The organism is Streptomyces sp. NPDC058000, assembly GCF_042886435.1.
Taxonomy (GTDB): Bacteria; Actinomycetota; Actinomycetes; order Streptomycetales; family Streptomycetaceae; genus Streptomyces.
On sequence record NZ_JBHVQS010000029.1, the window covers coordinates 1 to 20,033 of the forward strand.

Here is a 20,033-nt window from a genome sequence, read left to right on the forward strand (position 1 = left end):
GCCGCGGGCAGCCACCGCCGCCCGCGGCCCGCCGCCGCACCGTGCGCGGGGTCACGCCCCGCGCGGGGTCACGCCTTGAGGGGTGCGAGCTCCGCGGCCCCCGCGTACCGCGCCAACCGGTGCGGCAGCCGCCCGTACCACGCGAGGGTCAGCGCGTAGCCGAACGCCAGGCACAGCACCCCGCCCAGCGCGTCCAGCCAGAAGTGGTTGGCGGTGGAGACGATCACGGTCAGCGTCGTGGCCGGGTAGAGCAGGCCCAGCAGCTTGGCCCAGATCGGCTTCGCCAGCAGCGCGATGGTGAGGCCGCACCACAGCGACCAGCCGATGTGCATCGACGGCATCGCGGCGTACTGGTTGGACATCGACGCGAGGTTCCCGGACGCCATCGAGCCCCAGGTGCCGTGCTGGATGACGGTGTCCACGAAGCCGCCGTCCGGCATCAGCCGGGGCGGCGCCAGCGGGAAGAAGTAGTAGCCGACCAGGGCGACGCCGGTGGTGGCGAAGAGCGCCAGCCGGGCCGCCGCGTACCGCCCGGGATGCCAGCGGTAGAGCCAGACCAGTACGCCGATCGTCATGATGAAGTGCAGCGTCGCGTAGTAGTAGTTCATCGAGACGATCAGCCAGGTCACCGAGTTCACGGCGTGGTTGACGGTGTGCTCGACGGCGATGCCCAAGGAGTGCTCGGCCCGCCAGATCCAGTCGGCGTTCCGCAGTGCCTGCGCCTTCTGCTCGGGCACCGCGTTGCGGATCATCGAGTACGTCCAGTAGCTGACCGCGATCAGCAGGATCTCGAACCAGAGACGGGGGGAGCGCGGGGATCTCAACCGGGCCAGTCGCCCCTTGTCCGCCGGACGGACCGCGCGCTCCCCACTGGCTGGCGGGGTGGCTGACAGGTCGTCCAGAGTCCTCACATGCGCATCACCCATAGGCAGACAGTCTGCCAGAAAGCGACGCGCGACCGATCATCCTCCAGTCGGGTTAACGGCCCCCTGAATCGATCCGGAGGAGGAGAGGGGATCCCCCCTAGGGGGCTGCCCCGGCGGGCCGCCCCTCACACCCCCTACGGGCTCCGGGGGCGTCCCTCACCGCGAGGCGCGCAGCGCCCGGGGCACCTTCGCCGCCCCGGGCGTCGCCTTCGGCGCCGATGCCGTCGAACCCCGCACCACCAGCTCCGGATGGAAGACGAACTCACTGTGCGGCGCCGGGGTACCGCCGATCTCCTCCAGCAGCGCCCGCACCGCCGCCTGCCCCATGGCCTGCACCGGCTGCCGGATCGTGGTCAGCGGCGGGTCGGTGAACGCGATCAGCGGGGAGTCGTCGAAGCCCACCACGGACACCTCCCGCGGCACGTCCAGTCCGCGCTGCCGGGCCGCCCGGATCGCGCCCAGCGCCATCATGTCGCTGGCGCACACGATGGCCGTCACCCCCTGCTCGATCAGCGCGGCCGCCGCGGCCTGGCCGCCCTCCAGGGTGTAGAGGGAGTGCTGGACGAGCGGCTCCGCCGCCACCGGATCGATGCCCAGCTGCTCCTGGACGCAGCGCAGGAACCCGTCGATCTTCCGCTGCACCGGCACGAACCGCTTGGGCCCGAGCGCCAGCCCGATCCGCCGGTGTCCCAGCGCGGTGAGGTGGGTCACCGCCAGCTCCACCGCGGCCCGGTCGTCGGGGGAGACGAACGGCGCCTGCACCTTGTCGGAGAAGCCGTTGATGAGGACGAACGGCACCCCCTGGCCGCGCAGCCGCTCGTAGCGCCCCATGTCGGCGGAGGTGTCGGCGTGGAGTCCGGAGACGAAGATGATGCCGGCCACCCCGCGGTCCACCAGCATCTCGGTGAGCTCGTCCTCGGTGGAGCCGCCGGGGGTCTGGGTGGCCAGCACCGGGGTGTAGCCCTGGCGGGTCAGCGCCTGCCCGATGACCTGGGCGAACGCCGGGAAGATCGGGTTCTCCAACTCCGGGGTGATCAGTCCGACCAGGCCCGCGCTGCGCCGCCGCAGCCGCACCGGCCGCTCGTACCCCAGCACGTCGAGGGCGGCAAGCACGGACTGGCGGGTGGTGGCGGAGACACCGGGCTTCCCGTTGAGAACCCGGCTGACGGTGGCCTCGCTGACACCCGCCTGCGCTGCGATATCGGCCAGCCGGGCGGTCATGGAAATGGACTGTACCGGTCGTATGTCAGATTGCCCACCAGGTGCAGCTGTCCCCGGGCAGCACCGCCGACGCCTCGCCGGCCGGCACCGGCGCGCTGGCCAGCAGCAGTTCCCCGGGCAGCGGGATCTCGGCGTCCTGGGCGCGGGTGTTGACGGTGCACAGCACCCCGGGACGACGGAACGCCAGGACGCCCTCGGGGGCCGGCTGCCACGTCATCTCCCCGTCGCCCAGGCCCGGCAGACGGCGGCGCAGCTCCAGCGCACTGCGGTACAGCTCCAGGGTGGAGGCCGAGTCGCCGGTCTGCGCCGCGACGCTCAGCCGGTCCCAGTCGGCGGGCTGCGGCAGCCAGCTGCCACCCGGCCCGAAGCCGTACGGCGGCAGCTCGCCGGACCAGGGGAGCGGCACCCGGCAGCCGTCCCGGAAGCCGTCCTGGCCACTGACGCCGGAACAACCGTCGGCCGCCTGCCCGTCGCCGCCGACCCGACCGCGGAAGAACGCCGGGTCCTGGCGCACTTCGGCGGGCAGGTCGGTGACCTCCGGCAGCCCCAGCTCCTCGCCCTGGTAGAGGTACGCGGATCCGGGCAGCGCGAGCATCAACAGGGTGGCGGCGCGGGCCCGGGCCAGGCCGCCGCCGAGGCGGGTGGTGTGCCGGACGACGTCGTGGTTGGAGAGCACCCAGGTGGTGGGCGCGCCGACGGCGACGGTGGCGGCCAGCGAGGAGTCGATGACCCCGCGCAGCGCCTCGGCGTCCCACGCGGTGTTCAGGAACTGGAAGTTGAACGCCTGGTGGAGCTCGTCCGGGCGGACGTAGAGGGCCAGCCGCTCGATGCTGGGGGCCCATGCCTCGGCGACGCCGATGACCTCCCTGCCGGAGTTCTCGCCGTAGCCGTCCAGCAGTCGGCGCCAGGCGCGGTGGATGGCGTGTACGCCGTCCTGGTCGAAGAAGGGCAGCACCTGACTGCCGATCAGCCGGGCCTGCTCGCCGTGGCCGATGTCGGGCAGGCCGGGTGCCTTGACCATGCCGTGCGCCACGTCGATCCGGAAGCCGTCCACGCCCAGGTCCAGCCAGAAGCGCAGGATGGCGGCGAACTCCTCGTGCACCTCGGGCCGTTCCCAGTCCAGGTCGGGCTGTTCGGGCGCGAAGAGGTGGAGGTACCAGTCGCCGCGGTCGGTGCGGGTCCAGGCCGGGCCGCCGAAGACCGACTCCCAGTCGTTGGGCGGGAGTTCGCCGTGGTCGCCCTTGCCGGGACGGAAGACGTAGCGCTGCCGGGCCAGGTCCGGGTCCTGGAACCACGGGTGTTGGTCGGAGGTGTGGTTGGGGACGACGTCCACGATCACCCGCAGGCCCAGCGTGTGCGCGACGCGGATCAGTTCGTCGGCGTCCTGGAGGTCGCCGAAGAGCGGGTCGACGGCGCGGTAGTCGGCGACGTCGTACCCGCCGTCGGCCTGCGGCGAGGCGTAGAACGGGGTGAGCCAGACGGCGTCCACGCCCAGTTCCTTGAGGTAGGGGAGCCGGTCGCGCACCCCGCGCAGATCGCCGATGCCGTCGCCGTCGCTGTCGGCGAAGGAGCGGACGTAGACCTGGTAGATGACGGCGTCGCGCCACCATCCCCGACCTCGGTCCGGTCCGGCGGCCTGGGGGGCGGGGCTGGGGGAAGTGAGCTCCTGGGTCATCTGCCGTCCCTGTCAGGTCATGAGGCGAAGGTGCTTCCACGGAATCAACGCTCGGGCGGGCGGCGGGTGACGGTGCGCCAGGGGCTCGGTGGGTCCCGTTCCGGCCATCGCACCGCAACCTCTTCCAGATTTCTTGCAGAAAAATCTCGCAACATCTTTCGGTTTGTTTTCGGCGCTGTTACGTTCCAGACCGCCAACCGAGGCTTTCCCTAAGGAGTTCACATGCGGCGTGGCATACGTGGCGCTCTCGCCACCGCGCTGGTAGCGGGCCTGGCACTGGCGGCGACGGGATGCGGGAGCGGGGGTGACGGCGGCAGTGCGGCGGGCGGTGAACTGTCCGGAACCGTTACCTTCTGGGACACCTCCAACGACGCCGAGAAGGCCACCTACCGGAAGCTTGCGGAAGGCTTCCAGAAGGAACACCCCAAGGTCCACGTCTCCTATGTGAACGTCCCGTTCGGCGACGCCAACGCCAAGTTCAAGAACGCCGCGGGCGGCGGCGCGGGCGCCCCCGACGTGATGCGCACCGAGGTCGCCTGGGTCGCCGACTTCGCCAACCTCGGCTACCTCGCCCCGCTGGACGGCACCCCGGCCCTGGACAACACCGGCGACTACCTCCCGCAGGCCGTCGGCTCGACCAAGTTCGGCGGCAAGACCTACGCCGCGCCGCAGGTCATCGACACCCTCGCGCTCTTCTACAACAAGAAGCTCCTCAAGGACGCCGGCGTCCCCGTCCCCAAGACCGTCGCCGAACTCACCGCCGCCGCCCAGAAGATCAAGGCCAAGACCGGCGCCACCGCCCTCTACCTGCGCGGCGACGACCCCTACTGGTTCCTGCCCTACCTCTACGGCGAGGGCGGTGACATGGTCGACGCGGCCCATAAGAAGGTCACCATCGACAACGCCGCCGGCGTCCGGGCGTTCCGCACGCTCAAGCAGCTCGTCGACTCCAAGGCCGCCGTCACCGACGCCACCGACGGCCAGGAGAACCAGCTCAAGGCCCTCAAGGACGGCACCGCCGCGATGGCGATCGACGGCCCCTGGGACATCGAGGGCGCCCGCGCCGGCAAGGCGTTCCAGGACAAGGACAACCTCGGCGTCGCCCCCGTCCCCGGCGGATCCGCCGCCCAGGGCTCCCCGCAGGGCGGCTGGGACCTCTCGGTCTACGCCGGCAGCAAGAACCTCCAGGCCGCCTATGCCTTCGTGAAGTACATGAGCTCCGCGAAGGTCCAACAGGAGACCACCGAGAAGCTCAGCCTGCTGCCCACCCGCAAGTCGGTCTACGACGTTCCGTCGGTCAAGCGGAACGAGATGGTCGCCTTCTTCAAGCCCGCCGTCGACAGCGCCGTCCAGCGCCCCTGGATCGCCGAGGGCAACTCGCTCTTCGAACCGCTCAAGGTCCAGATGAACAAGGTGCTCACCGGCACCGCCACCCCCGAACAGGCCGCCAAGACCGTCGGGGACGCCTACCGGAAGCTGCTCAAGGACTACACGTGACGCTCACCGCCCGGATCCGTCGGGCGTTCGGCACCCACTGGTACGCCTGGACGATGGCCGCCCCGGTCGTCCTCGTCATCGGCGTCATCATCGGCATCCCCCTCGTCCGCGGCGTCTACCTCTCGCTCACCGACGCCAACGAGGCCAATGTCGAGCGCTCGATCGGCATGAACCACATCCCCGCCACCTACCACTTCACGGGCCTGGACAACTACCGGGCGGTGCTGACCGACGGCGTCTTCTGGGACCGCCTGGGCTGGACCGTGCTGTGGACCGTCGGGTGTGTCTCCCTCACCTTCCTCACCGGCCTCGCCCTGGCCAACCTGCTCAACCGCCAACTACGCGGCCGCACCGTCTACCGCCTGGCGCTGATCCTGCCCTGGGCCGTCCCCGCCTTCATCTCCGTCTTCACCTGGCGGATGCTCTACAACGAGAAGAACGGCATCCTCAACAAGCTGCTGACCGGCGGCGGCATCGACGCCGTCCCCTGGCTCAACGACCCGACCTGGGCCAAGCTCTCGGTCATCGCGGTCAACGTCTGGCTGGGCGTGCCCTTCATGCTCGTCGCGCTGCTCGGCGGGTTGCAGTCCATCCCGGGCGAGCTCTACGAGGCCGCCGAGATGGACGGTGCGGGCGCCTGGCAGCGCTTCCGCCACATCACCGTGCCCGGTCTGCGCGCGGTCAGCGGCACCGTGCTCCTGCTCTCCACCATCTGGACGTTCAACATGTTCCCGGTGATCTTCCTGCTCACCAGAGGCGGACCCGGCGACGCCACCGAGATCCTGGTGACCTACGCCTACCGGCTCTCCTTCGTCGACAGCCCCCGCAACTTCTCCGCCTCCGCCACCTGGGGCGTGGTCATCCTCGTCCTCCTCGCACTCGTCGCGGTCGGCTACCGCCGGGCGCTGCGCAAGCAGGGAGAGGTGTGGTGACCATGGCGCGCAAACGCTCCGAACGGCACTGGCTGGCCTCGGTCGGACTGCACCTGACCCTCACGCTCGCCGCGGTCATCGCGGTCTTCCCGCCGCTGTGGCTGCTGGTGACCTCCTTCAAGCCCAAGAACGACGCCTTCACCACCAGCCTCGTCACCCACTTCACCCTCGACAACTACACGCACGTCCTGACCGGTACCTCCTTCCTGACCTGGTTCGGGAACTCCGCGGTCGTCGTCGGCCTGACCACCGTCATCGGGGTCTTCACCGCCGCCACCACCGGCTACGCCGTCAGCCGCTTCCGCTTCCCCGGCATGCGGCCGCTGATGTGGCTGCTGCTGATCACCCAGATGTTCCCGGTCGCGGTGCTCATCGTCCCGCTCTACAACCTGCTCGCCTCCCTCGGTCTGCTCAACCAACCCCTCGGTCTGGTCCTCACCTACCTCACCATCGCCGTCCCGTTCTGCGCCTGGATGATGAAGGGCTTCTTCGACACCATCCCGGTGGAGATCGACGAAGCGGGCCGGGTCGACGGCCTCAACCCCTTCGGCACCTTCTGGCGGTTGGTCCTCCCGCTCGCCCGCCCCGGCCTCGCCGTCACCGGCTTCTACACCTTCGTCACGGCCTGGGCCGAGGTCGCCTACGCCTCCGCCTTCATGACCGGCGAGGAGAACCTCACCCTCGCCGGCGGGCTGCAGACCTTCGTCAACCAGTACAGCAGCGACTGGGGTTCGATGACCGCCGCCGCCGTGATCATCGCCGTACCGGCCGCGCTCGTCTTCGCCTTCGCCCAGCGCCACCTCGTCTCCGGACTGACCGCCGGCACCACCAAGGGATGACATGACCCGACAGCACAGCCCCACACCCGACGCCGCCCCTTCCGGGCGCTCCCACCCGGGGAACACCCCCGCCGGGACGGCCGCTCCGGCCACGGAGTGGTGGCGCGACGCCGTGATCTACCAGATCTACCCGCGCAGCTTCGCCGACGGCAACGGCGACGGCATGGGCGACCTGCCGGGCATCCGCAGCCGGCTCGGCCACCTGCGAGACCTGGGCGTGGACGCCGTCTGGCTGAGCCCCTTCTACTCCTCCCCGCAGGCCGACGCCGGCTACGACGTCGCCGACTACCGCGCCACCGACCCCCTCTTCGGCACCCTCGCGGATGCCGAGGCGGTGATCCGCGAGGCCCACCACCAGGGTCTGCGCATCATCATCGACATCGTCCCCAACCACTGCTCGGACCAGCACGCGTGGTTCCGCCGCGCGGTGTCCGAGGGGCCCGGCTCGGTCCTGCGCGAGCGCTTCCACTTCCGCAAGGGCCGGGGCGACAACGGCGAACTCCCGCCCAACGACTGGGAGTCCGTCTTCGGTGGCCCCGCCTGGACCCGCCTGTCCGACGGCGAGTGGTACCTCCATCTCTTCGCCCCCGAACAGCCCGACTTCAACTGGGACCACCCCGCCGTCCAGGACGAGTTCCGCTCGATCCTCCGCTTCTGGCTCGACCTGGGCATCGACGGCTTCCGCGTCGACGTCGCCCACGGCATGGTCAAGGCCCCCGGCCTCCCCGACATCGGCCACGGCGAACAGGCCCGCTTGATCGGCTCACAGGTTCTCCCCTTCTTCGACCAGGACGGCGTGCACGCCATCTACCGCTCCTGGCGGGCGATCCTCGACGAGTACCCGGGGGAGCGGATCGGCGTCGCCGAAGCCTGGGCCCCCAGCATCGAGCGGCTCGCCCGCTACGTCCGCCCCGACGAACTCCACCAGGGCTTCAACTTCCACTACCTGAGCACCCAGTGGGACGCCGGCGAACTCCGCACCGCCATCGACACCTCCCTCACCGCCCTGGGCGCCGTCGGCGCACCGGCCACCTGGGTCCTCTCCAACCACGATGTCGTACGCCACCGCACCCGCCTCGGCGACGACCTGGACCGCGCCCGCGCCGCCACCCTGCTGATGCTGGCGCTGCCCGGCTCGGCCTACCTCTACCAGGGCGAGGAACTCGGCCTCCCCGAGGTCACCGACCTCCCCGACGAGGTCCGCCAGGACCCGTCCTTCTTCCGCGCCAGCGGCCAGGACGGCCTCCGCGACGGCTGCCGCGTACCGCTTCCCTGGAGCGGCACGGAACCCCCGTACGGCTTCGGCGCCGGCGACACCTGGCTGCCCCAACCCGACGACTGGGCCACCCTCACCGTCGAGGCCCAGACCGGCGACCCGGCCTCCACCCTGGAGCTGTACCGCAGCGCCCTGGCGATGCGCCGCGCCCACCCCGGCCTCGGCGCGGGGGACGCGGTCGAGTGGCTGGCCGCCCCCGACGGCGTGCTGGTCTTCCGGCGACCCGGTGGTCTGCTCTGCACGGTGAACACCACGGCGGAGGCCGTGCGACTGGCGCTGCCGCCCGTACGCCAACTCCTCTCCTCCCGCGCCCCGTTCGCGGCAACCACCCCGGCTGCCCCGTCCACGACGTCCGCCCCGGCTCCGTCCCTTTCTTCTCTCGCATTCCCCGCATCCCCTTCCTCTTCCTCGTCGCCAGCCCCATCCCCGTCCCCATCCCCATCGCCTTCCCCTTCGTCCTCCGCTTCGGTGTCTCCGTCTCTCTCCGCCGCCTGTCAACTGTCCAACGCCCCGCGCGACAAGGCTGTTCCCGGAAATCGCGAAGTTTCTGAACTTCGTGAAATTCCCGCCGACACCACGATCTGGTGGGCGGAGTGACCCGTCCGGCATCCCGACCCACCCCGCGCCTCTCCGACATCGCCGCCCAGGCGCAGGTCAGCGAGGCGACTGTCAGCCGTGTCCTCAACGGCCGGGCCGGCGTGGCGGCAGGTACCCGCCAGCGGGTGCTCGCCGCGCTCGACCTCCTCGGCTACGAACGCCCGGTCCGGCTGCGACGGCGGAGCGCCGGACTGGTCGGCCTGGTCATCCCGGAGCTGACCAACCCGATCTTCCCGGCCTTCGCCCAGATCATCGAGCAGTCCCTGGCCGGCCACGGCTACACACCGGTCCTGTGTACCCAGATGCCGGGCGGCGCCACCGAGGACGAACTCGTCGAGCAGTTGGAGGAGCGCGGCGTCACCGGCATCGTCTTCCTGTCCGGCCTGCACGCCGACACCGCCGCCGACCCTTCCCGTTACACCCGCCTCACCTCCCGGGGTGTGCCCTACGTCCTGATCAACGGCTACAACGACCGGGTCGACGCGGCCTGCGTCTCGCCCGACGACCGGGCCGCGGCCCGGATGGCCGTGCGCCACCTCGCCGAACTGGGCCACGAGCGCATCGGACTGGCCGTCGGACCCGTCCGCTACGTGCCCTCCCGGCGCAAGGCGGAGGGCTTCGTGGCGGCCCTGGAGGAGTCGTTCGGCCTGTCGAGGGGGCAGGCCGAACGGCGCGTCCAGCACACCCTGTTCAGCGTCGAGGGCGGCCACGCCGCGGCCGCCGCGCTGCTCGACGACGGCTGTACGGCCATCGTCTGCGGCAGCGACCTGATGGCGCTGGGCGTGGTGCGCGCGGCCCGGCAACGGGGGATCGACGTCCCCGGCCGGCTCTCCGTCGTCGGCTTCGACGACTCCCCGCTGATCGCCTTCACCGCCCCGCCGCTGACCACGGTGCGGCAGCCGGTGCAGGCGATGGCGACCGCGGCGGTGGGTGCGCTGATCGAGGAGATCCAGGGAAATCCCGTCCAGCGCACCGAGTTCGTCTTCCAGCCCGAGCTGGTGGTGCGCGGCTCCACGGGGTCGGTCCGTAGCTGACGTTGCGTCAATCGGGCTGGTTGCGTCAATCGGGCTGTGGGGGGAGGGCCTCACTTGGCGGCCGGTCCGGCCGGCCGGGCGCGTAGGGACCACCGTGCGGTGGACCTCCGGCCGGCCGGACCGACTCGCCTGGAACGTAACACCGTTGCAATCTCTTGCGAAAGGTCTTGCAGCAATCCTTCGTCGCGACTACAACCAGGGGCCATGCCCTCCACCGCACACCGCGTCCGCCGCCGGATAGCCGCCGTCCTCGCCCTGTTGGCCGGCGCCGCCGCGCTGGCCCTCCCGCCGCAACCCCGGGCCCAGGCCGCCCCGCCAGGCGACCAGGCAAAGGCCGAGGCCCAGTGGATCGACCGCACCACCGTGGTCTGGAAGGGCGCCCAAGTTGCCGACGCCCAAATGGAGTTCGGTGAACCCGGAGCCCCTACAGGGCGCACCGCGGGCCGCATCCGCCTCACCCCCGGCACCCTCAGCCCCGCCGAACGGGTCGCCTACCCGCACCTGACCGGCTACCCGGCGTTCACCGTCGACCCCCGCGACCGCGCCCTGGCCCCCACCGCCCTACGGGAGCGGCTGATCGCCACCCAACGCACCACCGACGGGCCCCGCACCACCGGAGTGCAGATCCCCGGCGTCCTCGACGACCTCTACGGCACCCGCGCCCAACACGCCGCCCTGGGACCGGTGTTCCACGCCGGCCGCCCCACCCTCGCCGTCTGGGCGCCCACCGCCCGCACCGTCGCCCTCGAACTCGCCGGCCGCCGCGTCCCGATGCGCCGGGACGACGCAACCGGGGTGTGGAGCGTACGGGGCGGCCGGGACTGGACCGGGAAGCCGTACCGCTATCTGGTCACCGTCTGGGCACCGAGCGCCGGCCGGACCGTCACCAACGCGGTGACCGACCCGTACGCCACCGCCCTGACCGCCAACTCGGCCCGCAGCCTCGTCGTCGACCTCGCCGACCCCGAACTCGCCCCCAAGGGCTGGGCGACGCTGCGCAAGCCCGCTCCGGTACCGCTGCGCCGGGCGCGCATCCAGGAGCTGCACATCCGCGACTTCTCCATCGAGGACCGCTCCTCGCGCCACCCCGGCCAGTACCTCGCCTTCACCGACACCGACTCCGCCGGGATGCGTCACCTGAAGGCCCTGGCCGCGGCCGGTACCTCCCACGTCCACCTGCTGCCGGCCTTCGACTTCTCCTCCGTCCCCGAACGCCGCGCCGACCAGCAGCGCCCCGACTGCGACCTGCCCGCCCTGCCCGCCGACTCCGAGCGCCAGCAGGAGTGCGTGGCCAGGACGGCCGACCGGGACGGCTACAACTGGGGCTACGACCCGCTGCACTACACCGTCCCGGAAGGCTCCTACGCCTCCGACCCCGAAGGAACCGCCCGGACCGTCGAATTCCGCCGCATGGTGCAGGGCCTCAACGGCATCGGCCTGCGCACCGTCATGGACGTCGTCTACAACCACACCGCCGCCGCCGGACAGGACGACCCGCACTCCGTCCTCGACCGCATCGTGCCCGGCTACTACCACCGCCTGCTCGACGACGGCACCGTCGCCACCTCCACCTGCTGTGCGGGCACCGCACCCGAACACACCATGATGGGCAAGCTCGTCGTCGACTCCGTGGTCACCTGGGCCAGGCAGTACAAGGTCGACGGCTTCCGCTTCGACCTCATGGGCCACCACCCCAAGGCCAACATCCTCGCCGTCCGCAAGGCCCTCGACGCCCTCACCCCGGCCCGGGACGGCGTCGACGGCAAGTCGGTGATCCTCTACGGAGAGGGCTGGAACTTCGGCGAGGCCGCCAACGACGCCCGTTTCGTCCAGGCCACCCAGCGCAACATGGCCGGCACCGGCATCGCCACCTTCAGCGACCGGGCCCGGGACGCGGTCCGCGGCGGCAGCCCCTTCGACGCCGACCCCCGCATCCAGGGCTTCGCCTCCGGCCTGTACACCGACCCCAACTCCGCACCGGACAACGGGGATCCGGCCGCCCAGCGCGCCCGCCTCCTCCACTACCAGGACCTCATCAAGGTCGGCCTCACCGGAAACCTCGCCGACTACGCCTTCACCGACACCACGGGCCGACGGGTCACGGGCGCCCAGATCGACTACAACGGCGCCCCCGCCGGCTATGCCGCCGCCCCCGGTGACGCCCTCGCCTACGTCGACGCGCACGACAACGAAACCCTCTACGACGCCCTGGCCTACAAGCTGCCGCCCGGCACCCCCGCCGCCGACCGCGCCCGGATGCAGGTCGTCGCCCTGGCGACCGCCGCCCTCTCACAGGGCCCGGCGCTCTCCCAGGCCGGCTCCGACCTCCTGCGCTCCAAGTCCCTCGACCGCAACTCCTTCAACAGCGGTGACTGGTTCAACGCCCTGCACTGGGCCTGCACCGACGCCACCACCCGGGGCGGTACGGCCGACAACGGATTCGGCCGCGGACTGCCCCCGGCCGCCGACAACAAGGACAAGTGGCCCTACGCCAAGCCCCTGTTGGCCGACCCGGCCCTCCGCCCGGACTGCGCCACCCAGAACGCGGCCTCGGCCGCCTACCGCGACCTCCTGCGCATCCACGCCACCGAACCGGCCTTCGGCCTGGCCACCACCGCCGCCGTCCAGTCCGCCCTCTCCTTCCCCCTCTCCGGCCCGGACGAGACCCCCGGCGTCCTCACCATGCGCCTGGCCGACCTCGTCATCGTCTTCAACGCCACCCCACAACGACAGGCCCAGACCGTCCCGGCACTCACCGGCCGGCCCTACGCCCTCCACCCCCTCCAGGCCCACGGCGCCGACCACACCACAGCGACCGCCACCTACGACCCGGCCTCGGGCACCTTCACCGTCCCACCCCGCACCGTCGCCGTCTTCCGCCGCGGCTGACGCGGGGGTCGGGGAGGGGAGCGGGGGAGCAGGGGGAGGGGGAGGGGGCAGGAAGGCCCCCACCTACCCCACCTGCTTCTCCAACAACGTCACGCCGTACCGGCTGCCCCCGTTCCCCTCCTTGAACGGCTGCTCTCCCGCCACCGCATAGCCCGCCCCCTCGTAATACGTCCGCAGTCGCGGATTGCTCGTCATGCAGTCGAGGCGCGACCAGGCCCGCCCCGACTCCGCGATCCGCTGCTCGGCCCGGGCCAGCATCGCCCGCCCGGTCCCGGCCGGAGCGCACGAGCGGTCCACCATGAGCCGGTGCACATATCCCGCCACCGGCGGCTGCGGACCCCACGCCGGTTCGTCCTCCCACCACAGCTCGAAGCCGCCGACGACCCGCCCGGCCACCTCCGCCAGCCAGACCTCCCCCTCTTTGATCCGCAGCCGGAAGTGCTCCTCGTCCTTGCCCCCCGGCTTCCACTGGTCGATGCCGTGCTCCACCATCCAGCGGGCCGCCGTGTCATGTAGGCCGACCAGAACCGCCGGGTCGTCCCCCGCATCGGCCAGCCGATAAATGATCTCGTCCATGTCCGGATTCTGCCGCAGCCCTGCCCCCTCCCGTCACCCCCTCCCGTCATCCCCTCCGCACCGAGGTCCGCCCCGCTGACCTCGTCCTCCCGCCCGCACCACAGGCGTGGCTCGGCGGCCGTCCCGTGCGCGGTGTCGAGGACGAGCTCGCCCTCCGGAAGCGCCAGCCCCAGCGAACCACCGCTCGGATCCTCCGCGATCGCGAGCAGCGGACCGACCGGCGCCGCAGATGAATTCGCTGTCATGCCAACGACGTTAGAGCAGGGGTCTGACAATCGACCCCGACCATGATCGACACGGACACCACTCCCCGAGGCGTCCTCCGTGGCGATCCCGGAAGCACTCCGGAAGCACTCCGGAAGCACTCCCGAAGGTCTCCCGGAAGCACTCCCCGAAGCGCCCCCGAGACGCCCCCGAAGGGAAAGCGGGTTCGGCTCAGCCAGGGTCACGGCCGCTCACCGGCATCACGCCGGCTGCGGGAGCTCCAACAACCGCCCCACCAGATCCGCGAACATCCCGTCCGCGGGCTCGTCGGCCAGCATCCGGCGCACCACCTGCGCCATCCGCTCGTCGTACGCGGCGCTGACCGCCGCCAGGGCCGCGAAGTCGTGCACCAGCTGCCGTTCCAGCTCGGCGCGCGGTATCCGCCGTCCGTCCAGCCACAGCAGCGCCGTGGTCTCGGCGAGCGAGACCCAGGAACGGACCACCAACTCCAGCCGCGGCGAGGGGTCCTGGACGTCCAGGTGGGCGACGATCTGTGTGAACGCGGCCTGCCGTACGCCGTCGATGAGCGCGCCGGTACGGGTCGAGCCGATCGCCGGTCCGCCGCGCATCAACGCGGAGAATCCGGGCCCGTGCTCGTCCACGAAGTCGAAGAACCGCTGCATGACGCGCAACAGCCGGGCGCCGAGCGGGCCTTCGTGCGGCTCGACGAACCGGGCCGTCAACTCGTCCGCGGCCCGCCGCAGCGCCGCCTCGTAGAGCTGCTGCTTGCCCGGGAAGTAGTGGTAGACCAGCGGCCGCGATATGCCGGCCGCCTCGGCGATCTCGTCGATCGAGACGTCTTCGGGGGAGCGGTGGCTGAAGAGGTCGAGCGCAACGGCGATCAACTGCTCCCGTCGCTCCTCGACCCCCATCCTGCGGCGTGCCCCGGTGGTCATGCGCCCACCCTAACGACCGGCCGCACGGCGGCACCACCGCCCGAACCTCCCCCTCCTGCCTGCCTCCTGCTTCCCTTGCCCCTGCCTTCCCCTGCCTCCCTTCCTGACCCGCCCACCCCCCGAAGGGGGGTGGGCGGCGGGGGAAAAACCAGAGGCCCGGATGGGCGGCGGGGAAAACCCAAGGGGCGACCCCCTCCCACCAGCGCCCAAAGGAGCACACGCCCACCGGCCCCCAGGGAGAAAACCCCCACCAACCCCCAAGAGAGCACACTCCACCGGCCCGAAGGGAGACCGGCCCCAAGGGTTGAACGCCAACGCCAACGCCAACGCCAACGCCAACGCCAACGCCAACGCCAGCGCCCACCTCAGCCGCCCGGACTCAGCCGCCCGGACTCAGCCGCCCGGACTCAAAGGTCCAGCACCAGCCCCGTCCCCCGCTTCGCCCGGGACACACAGACCAGCAGCGAGTCCTCGCGTTCCGCGTCCGTCAGGAGTTCGTCGCGGTGCTCGACCTCACCGGCCAGGACCCGCTGCTGGCAGGTGCCGCAGAAGCCCTCCTCGCAGGAGTACGGCAGGTCCGGCAGGGCCTGTTCGCGGAGGGCGCGCAGCACGCTGGTGCCGGCCGGGACCGTCACCGTACGGCCGGTCCGGCGCAGTTCCACCTCGAACGCCACGTCCTCGAACGCCACGTCCTCGGTCGGCACTTCCCCCGACCCCGGCACGTCCTCCGCCCCTGGCGCGGCCCCCGACCCTGAGGCCGCCCCGGAGCCGACCCCTGAACCGGAAGCAGAACCCACCCCCGTGCCCCCCACCACGCGCCCCGTCGCGCCCCCCGCCGGTGCGAACCGCTCGGTGTACAGGGTCAGCCCCTCCGGCCCGTTGGGCAGCAGGTCGGCCACAGCGTTCATCAGTGCCTCGGGACCACAGCAGTACACGGCGGCGTGCGGGGGCGCGTCGGCGAGCGCCGCGGCCAGATCGGGCCGCCCGTCCTCGTCCTCCGCGACCACGGTCAGCCGTCCACCACCGGCCCCCGGCGCACCGCCGCCACCGGGCTGGACGCCGCCCCCGGCCCCGGCCCCGGCCAGCTTCTCGACCTCCTCCAGGAACGGCATCGAAGCGCGCGAACGCCCCGAGTACAGCAGCCGCCACGGCACCCCCTCCGCCTCGGCCTGCCGCACCATCGGGAGGATCGGGGTGATGCCGATGCCGCCCGCGATGAAGAGGTAGGCGTGGCAGTCCTCCAGGGGGAAGCGGTTGCGGGGACCGCGCACCTCGACGGTCAGGCCCGCGCGCAGCGCCTCGTGCACCTCCCGCGAACCGCCCCGACCGTCCTCGATCAGCCGGACCGCGAGGGTGTACGACCCGCCGTCCGCCCGTACGGCGTCGGCCGGTTCGCCGCACAGCGAGTACTGCCGCACGGTGCCCGAGGGCAGCACGAGATCGAGGTGCGCGCCTGGTTCCCAGTCGGGGAGCCGCTCACCCTCCAGGCGGACGGCCACCACCCCCTCGGCCACCTCCGTCCGCTCGGCCACCCGCAGCCACAGCGGGGCCGGACGCCCCTGCTCCGAGTCCGGCGGCAGGTGTGTCAGGTCGCGTTCACGGCTGGTCGCCCAGGCCCTTCCCCGGGCCGCCCCCCGGCCCCTTCCGGATATCGGCTGTTCCAGCGCGGGCAGCGGCCACAGCGGCGACCGCCGGATCCGTCGCCGCAGCGCCCGCCGGACCACCAGGGCGGTCCCGGCGACCGCCAACACGGTACGGAGCCGCGGCACGCCCGTGAGGGACGGGCCACCGCGGCCGGCGGGCTGGGGGACACGGTCAGGCGCGGACATCTCAGGCTCCTCCGGAGGCGGCAGCGGCGGCGGTCGCGGCGGGCGAACGGTCGAGGTAGGCGAGGGCCTGCTCGGTGCTGCCGTGCTGCGAGGGGTGGTAGGCGCGGCTCAGGTACTGGGGGATGGAGCGCGCTATCGCCCCGGTGGTGGGCAGGACACCCTGCCGTCCGCCCCGTACGAAGTCCTTCACGGCGGCCTTCCCGCCCACGAGCGTCGGGTCGTTCTCCATGAAGAACCGGGTGCCGCGCTGCCACAGGAATACCAGCGCGGAGAAGGCCGTTGCCCAAGTGCGCACCCGTCGCCGGTACCCGCCGTCCAGATGAATGAAGAGGTCGAACGCCACCGAGCGGTGCTCGACCTCCTCCGCGCCGTGCCAGCGCAGCAGGTCGAGCATGGTCGGATCGGCCCCCTTGGCGTCCAGCTCCTGGGCGTTGAGCACCCAGTCGCCCAAGAAGGCCGTGTAGTGCTCGATGGCGGCGATCATCGCCACCCGCTCCCGCAGCCACCACTCCCGGGCCCGCCCCGGCGGCAGCGTCCGGTCGCCCAGCAGCTTCTCGAAGAGCCAGTCGACCTGCGCGGTGTACGGGGTCGGGTCCAGGCCCTGCTCCTTGAGGTGCGGCAGGACGTCGTCGTGCGCCTGCGAGTGCATGGCCTCCTGGCCGATGAACCCGATGACGTCCGCGCGCAGTTCGGGGTCTCGGATATAGGGCAGCGCCTGCTTGTAGACGTGCACGAACCAGCGCTCGCCGGCCGGCAGCAGCAGGTGCAGGACGTTGATCGTGTGGGTGCTGGACGGATCGCCGGGGATCCAGTGCAGAGGGGTGTCCGCCCAGTCGAAGGCCACGTTGCGGGCCTTCAGCGGGGTGTGCTCGGACGCGACCGGCTGGGGCCGCAACGAGGCCGTATTAGACATGGCGTCAATGTACTGGCGGGTAAGGAATGCCGGTACCCCCCGGACACCGAAAGACGAGGAAACGGGAGGGGGAGAAAACGCCAGCGGGAGAGAACGGAAAAGGAGGAGCGGAAGGGGCGGGAGGAGGAGACGAGGAGACGAAGCGCCGGGCGGAGATGAAGATGCCGGCCGGCCGCATCGGCCGCCGCCGGCGCGACCGATGCCGCCGCCGGCGTGCCTGATGCCGGCGCCAGGGCTCAGCGCAGCGCGCGCATCTTCTTGCCGCCGGCCAGTTCGCCCTTCAGGTCGGCATGGGCGCCCGCCGTCGCGGGGACCGTCAGCAGCCGGCCGGACGTCCGCCCCTGCACCCCGCCGCTCACGCTGATCGACGTGACCTGTTCGCTGCCCGCCGCCAGCAGCCACCACTGGCCGCCGGTGCTCTTCCACAGCACGCCCGACAGCACCCGGGGCGCCCGCGGGCCGCAGGCGGTACCGCCGTCCGCGCGGGCGGTCACCGCACCCGCCGCGTACGGCTGCCCGCTCGGCGGCGGCGCCTGGAACTGCGCCATCGTCCGACTGCCCGCCCCGCGCCAGGTCTCCGCCCGGGTGCACAACCAGGCCGCGACGCCCGTGCCCCCGGGGAGCTGTTGCTGGGCGAACCGCCAGGTGTTCACCGTCCGCACGCCCTGCGAACGCACCGCGGGCAACTGGCAGGCGGTCCGCGCCCAGGCCGTCCGGCCCTCCGGCCCGGACACCGCGCCCGGCGCATCCGGCGGCCCGTAGGTGAGCCGGGCGGGGGACAGCTCCCCGAGGTCGGTCAGCAGCTCGCCGTCGGACCGGCCGCCCGGCACCCCGCCGGGCTGCCCGTCCAGACGGCCGCCGACCCGGAGGGCGGGCCAGCCGGTGCAGTTCTCCTCGGCGCGCGGCGCCGGAACGGGCGCGGTCAGACCGCCGGCGCCGACGGCGACCGGCTGGCCCGCCGCGGCCGGCTTCAGCAGGTCCACCAGGCGCACCGACGTCACCCAAGGGGCGGCCAGATAGCGGACGTTGCCCTCGGTGCGGCCCGCCACCAGGACGCTCGCCGCTTCCGCGGTCGCACCGTCCGTCCGTGCGAAGTCCAAGGTCGCCCCCGAGCCGTCGGCCCGCCCCTGGCCGTCGGTGGGCTCGGCGTACCGCACCACCCGTAGCCCGTCGTGGAAGAGCACCACCACGGCGTGGTCCACCACGCCCGCGAAGAGGAGTTGGGGCGGCCCGGCCGCGGGGCCGGTGGGCGTGCCGGGCGTCGCGGTGACCGGTACCCGGGCGCCGGGCCGGGCCCACACCGCCAACGCCCGCCGGAGCAGCGCCTTGTCGCCGGTCCGGTCGCCGCGGGCCGGCCAGGCCGAGAAGTCCGGCCGGGCCGCGGTCTTCCAGGCGGTCGCCGAGGACACCGTCAGCCGGCCCGGGTCCAGGGCCGCCTCGGCCGCGGCATTCTGGGCGTACGGCGGGGCCGCGGCGCCGTCCGGGCCCCACCCCTCGCCCGGCAGGCCCAGCAGCGCCCCGCACACCAGCACCGCGACGCCGGCCGCCAGCGCCGCCCGGCCGTGCTGACGGCGCCGGATCAGGTCCGTCGGGCGGGCCTGAAGGGCGCACGGGTCGAACTCCACCGACTCCAGCAGCGCCCGGTCCCGGCTCCCGGCCGGCAGCGCCGCCCGGTCCGCTTCGGCCAGTGCCTCCTGGGTGTCGGTGACGCCCGCGGCCTCCAGCACCCGCCGGGTCTCCTGGAGTGACAGCCGCTCCAGGTCGCGCAGCACGAACGCCGCCCGGGCCGGCCCGGAGAGCGTCGACAGGGCCTGGTCCAGGGCGAGTTCGTCGGCGCCGCCGGAGCGCGGGAACAACCGCAGGCCCCAGACCTGGGGGAGTGGTGCCGGCGGCTGCCACCGGCGCCGCCCGGCGGTCAGTGCCGCCCGCAGCACCCGCAGCCGCATCAGGGCGTAACCGGGGTCGACGGCCGGATCCCCGCCGCGCTGCGCGGGCAATACGGCCCCGGGGTCGGCCCGCCGGGGCAGGGCCCGCTGCACCACGGCGTGGGCGGCCAGCACCCGCCGACCGCGGCTGGGGCCCGGTGGCAGTACCAGATAGGCCAGCCGGGCCAGCCGGGGGTAGTGCTCGACCAGGGCCGCCTCGGCCTGCTCGACATCGATGGGCTCACCCCCGTCGGCGTGCCCGACGGGGGAGGTGCGGTCCGGGCGCGGGGTTGCCGCCTGCTGCTGCTCCACATTCCGTGGAACGAGTGAATCCTGTGATGGTCACCGGGTGGCCGGCCGACCCGGACGGGTGACCGCACCCCGAGCGGGCCCGATGGCGGGGTCAGGCCGACTGGTGACGGTCCAGGTCGAACTCCCCGTCCCGGGCGCCCAGGACGAACGCCCGCCACTCCGCCTCGGTGTAGCGCAGGACGACGTCGGGGTCGGTGGAGTTGCGCATCGCCACCGCGCCGCGCTCCAGGAAGGCGATCTCCACCGCCTCCGCGTCGGGGTCACCGGGCGGGCGCTGCCAGGTGACGTCGGAGATGTCGAGGCCGTAGAGCCATTCCTTGTCGGCTGCGGTGCCCATGTCTGCTCCCCTTGCTCGTGTGCAGTGCCGGTCAGCGTACGCGGCGCTCAGGAGACCTTCCAGCGGCGGAACCCGGCGGTCCGCGGTGCCCGTCA

The 20,033-nt window shown here is 72.4% G+C and carries 15 protein-coding genes; 6 read left to right on the top strand and 9 right to left on the bottom strand.

Annotated elements, in window-relative coordinates:
• Nucleotides 1–68 precede the first annotated feature (68 nt).
• From ACFVT2_RS25300 to ACFVT2_RS25310, 3 genes are all read right to left on the bottom strand, one after another.
• Complete coding sequence (locus ACFVT2_RS25300; RefSeq protein WP_390021576.1) at nucleotides 69–926, bottom strand: phosphatase PAP2 family protein; 858 nt, start codon at nucleotides 924–926, stop codon at nucleotides 69–71.
• A 156-nt stretch (nucleotides 927–1,082) separates the two neighbouring features.
• Nucleotides 1,083–2,147, bottom strand: a complete 1,065-nt coding sequence (locus tag ACFVT2_RS25305; RefSeq protein ID WP_390021577.1) for a LacI family DNA-binding transcriptional regulator — start codon at nucleotides 2,145–2,147, stop codon at nucleotides 1,083–1,085.
• Nucleotides 2,148–2,172: 25 nt separating this feature from the next.
• The gene (locus ACFVT2_RS25310) at nucleotides 2,173–3,822 is read right to left on the bottom strand and encodes a glycoside hydrolase family 13 protein (protein ID WP_390021579.1); all 1,650 of its coding nucleotides are present in this window, start codon (nucleotides 3,820–3,822) and stop codon (nucleotides 2,173–2,175) included.
• Nucleotides 3,823–4,044: 222 nt separating this feature from the next.
• On the opposite strand from ACFVT2_RS25310, the gene ACFVT2_RS25315 reads away from it, so the two are divergent.
• The 6 genes from ACFVT2_RS25315 to pulA all read left to right on the top strand — a co-directional run bounded on the left by ACFVT2_RS25315 (nucleotide 4,045) and on the right by pulA (nucleotide 12,886).
• Nucleotides 4,045–5,319 (top strand): extracellular solute-binding protein, encoded by a 1,275-nt coding sequence (locus ACFVT2_RS25315; protein WP_390021580.1) that lies wholly within the window; start codon nucleotides 4,045–4,047, stop codon nucleotides 5,317–5,319.
• Entirely contained in the window at nucleotides 5,316–6,251 is a 936-nt protein-coding gene (locus ACFVT2_RS25320; RefSeq protein ID WP_390021582.1) for a carbohydrate ABC transporter permease, read from the top strand. The genes ACFVT2_RS25315 and ACFVT2_RS25320 overlap by 4 nt, the downstream gene beginning before the upstream one ends.
• A 2-nt stretch (nucleotides 6,252–6,253) precedes the next feature.
• Nucleotides 6,254–7,090, top strand: a complete 837-nt coding sequence (locus ACFVT2_RS25325) for a sugar ABC transporter permease (protein ID WP_390021583.1) — start codon at nucleotides 6,254–6,256, stop codon at nucleotides 7,088–7,090.
• Nucleotide 7,091: 1 nt separating this feature from the next.
• A complete protein-coding gene (locus ACFVT2_RS25330) occupies nucleotides 7,092–8,963 on the top strand; it encodes a glycoside hydrolase family 13 protein (protein ID WP_390021584.1) in 1,872 nt (623 codons plus the stop codon).
• A complete protein-coding gene (locus ACFVT2_RS25335; RefSeq protein ID WP_390021585.1) occupies nucleotides 8,951–9,997 on the top strand; it encodes a LacI family DNA-binding transcriptional regulator in 1,047 nt (348 codons plus the stop codon). Before ACFVT2_RS25330 ends, ACFVT2_RS25335 begins: the two co-directional genes overlap by 13 nt.
• Before the next feature lie 258 nt (nucleotides 9,998–10,255).
• Nucleotides 10,256–12,886 (top strand): pullulanase-type alpha-1,6-glucosidase, encoded by a 2,631-nt coding sequence (pulA, locus tag ACFVT2_RS25340; RefSeq protein WP_390021696.1) that lies wholly within the window; start codon nucleotides 10,256–10,258, stop codon nucleotides 12,884–12,886.
• Between the two features lie 63 nt (nucleotides 12,887–12,949).
• Here pulA and ACFVT2_RS25345 read toward each other — a convergent pair whose 3' ends face one another.
• The 6 genes from ACFVT2_RS25345 to ACFVT2_RS25370 all read right to left on the bottom strand — a co-directional run bounded on the left by ACFVT2_RS25345 (nucleotide 12,950) and on the right by ACFVT2_RS25370 (nucleotide 19,938).
• The gene (locus tag ACFVT2_RS25345; RefSeq protein WP_390021586.1) at nucleotides 12,950–13,462 is read right to left on the bottom strand and encodes a GNAT family N-acetyltransferase; all 513 of its coding nucleotides are present in this window, start codon (nucleotides 13,460–13,462) and stop codon (nucleotides 12,950–12,952) included.
• Nucleotides 13,463–13,926: 464 nt separating this feature from the next.
• Entirely contained in the window at nucleotides 13,927–14,622 is a 696-nt protein-coding gene (locus ACFVT2_RS25350; protein WP_390021587.1) for a TetR/AcrR family transcriptional regulator, read from the bottom strand.
• Between the two features lie 407 nt (nucleotides 14,623–15,029).
• Complete coding sequence (locus ACFVT2_RS25355) at nucleotides 15,030–16,451, bottom strand: PDR/VanB family oxidoreductase (RefSeq protein WP_390021589.1); 1,422 nt, start codon at nucleotides 16,449–16,451, stop codon at nucleotides 15,030–15,032.
• Between the two features lies 1 nt (nucleotide 16,452).
• The gene (locus ACFVT2_RS25360) at nucleotides 16,453–17,364 is read right to left on the bottom strand and encodes a metal-dependent hydrolase (RefSeq protein ID WP_390021590.1); all 912 of its coding nucleotides are present in this window, start codon (nucleotides 17,362–17,364) and stop codon (nucleotides 16,453–16,455) included.
• Between the two features lie 236 nt (nucleotides 17,365–17,600).
• The gene (locus ACFVT2_RS25365; protein WP_390021592.1) at nucleotides 17,601–19,601 is read right to left on the bottom strand and encodes an RNA polymerase sigma factor; all 2,001 of its coding nucleotides are present in this window, start codon (nucleotides 19,599–19,601) and stop codon (nucleotides 17,601–17,603) included.
• A gap of 91 nt (nucleotides 19,602–19,692) precedes the next feature.
• The gene (locus ACFVT2_RS25370) at nucleotides 19,693–19,938 is read right to left on the bottom strand and encodes a DUF397 domain-containing protein (protein WP_362302111.1); all 246 of its coding nucleotides are present in this window, start codon (nucleotides 19,936–19,938) and stop codon (nucleotides 19,693–19,695) included.
• Nucleotides 19,939–20,033 lie beyond the last annotated feature (95 nt).